Source organism: Nocardia sp. NPDC050799 (assembly GCF_040654015.1).
Lineage (GTDB): Bacteria > Actinomycetota > Actinomycetes > Mycobacteriales > Mycobacteriaceae > Nocardia.
Genome location: NZ_JBFAHF010000146.1, coordinates 1 through 1,004, shown reverse-complemented (window position 1 = coordinate 1,004; position 1,004 = coordinate 1). Strand labels below are relative to the sequence as shown.

General features: G+C 64.8%; 2 protein-coding genes. One reads left to right on the top strand and one right to left on the bottom strand.

The window, feature by feature from the left end:
• Positions 1-459 (top strand): amino acid racemase (locus AB0H42_RS36005; RefSeq protein WP_357064413.1); only part of this gene is annotated, 459 nt, incomplete at its 5' end.
• On the opposite strand, the gene AB0H42_RS36000 is transcribed toward AB0H42_RS36005, so the two are convergent.
• Positions 456-1,004: chloride channel protein (locus AB0H42_RS36000; RefSeq protein ID WP_357064411.1), on the bottom strand; the 549-nt coding region annotated here is incomplete at its 5' end. The two genes, AB0H42_RS36005 and AB0H42_RS36000, sit on opposite strands and share 4 nt — an antisense overlap.

Genomic DNA, 1,004 nt, shown 5'->3' with positions numbered 1-1,004 from the left:
ATCGTGATCTGCACCAACACCATGCACAAGGTGGCGGAGGCGGTCGAGCAGGCCAGCGGCCTGCCGCTGATTCACATCGCCGACGCCACGGCGCTGCAGGTGCGGGAAAAAAACATTCGCCGCGTCGGGCTGCTGGGCACGCGTTTTACCATGGAGCAGACCTTCTACCGCGGCCGCCTGCAGGAATTGCACGGCATTGATGTGGTGACGCCGGTCAGCGCCGATCGTGACATCGTGCACCGCATCATCTATGACGAGCTGTGCCTCGGTAACATTCGCGACGCCTCGCGCGATGAGTATCGCCGGATCATCAGCGACCTGGAGCAACAGGGCGCGCAGGGGATTATTTTCGGCTGCACCGAGATAGGGTTGCTGGTGAGCGAGCGGGATGCGTCGGTGCCGGTGTTCGACACCACCGCGATCCACGCCCGCGCCGCCGCGGCGTTCGCGCTGGACTAATCGTCGTGCGGCGGTTGCCGGCGGTTCACCAGCATCAGCGGTTTGCCTGCCAGCGTCAGCCAGGCGGGCAGCATCACGATGCATAAGACGGGCAGCAGGTGCAGATCCGGCACCACCGCCACTGCCATGAACAGGCTGAGCCAGCCGTCGCGCGTGACCACCAGCACCAGCCCCATAATGGCGCAGGAGACGGTGATCGCCGCCGGCACCGCCGGAACGTGCTGGTGCAGCATCAGCCCCAGCGCCACCCCGACGAACACCGCTGGGAAGATGCGCCCGCCGCGAAAGCCGCTGGCGGCGGCGATCACCAGCGCCGCCAGCTTGGTCAGGGTAACGGTCAACAGCGCCGGCACCGAATAGTTGCCGTCTGCCGCGAGGCGCTTCATTTCATCCAGCCCTTTGAACAGGGTAATCTCTCCGCCCACCAGCGCCAGCAGGCCCAGCACAAAGCCACCCAGTCCTAACATCAACACCGGATTCTTCATCGAATGGAACAGGCGGTGAACGTGTGGGAAGCACCACAGCGCCACCATGCCGAGCGCGAT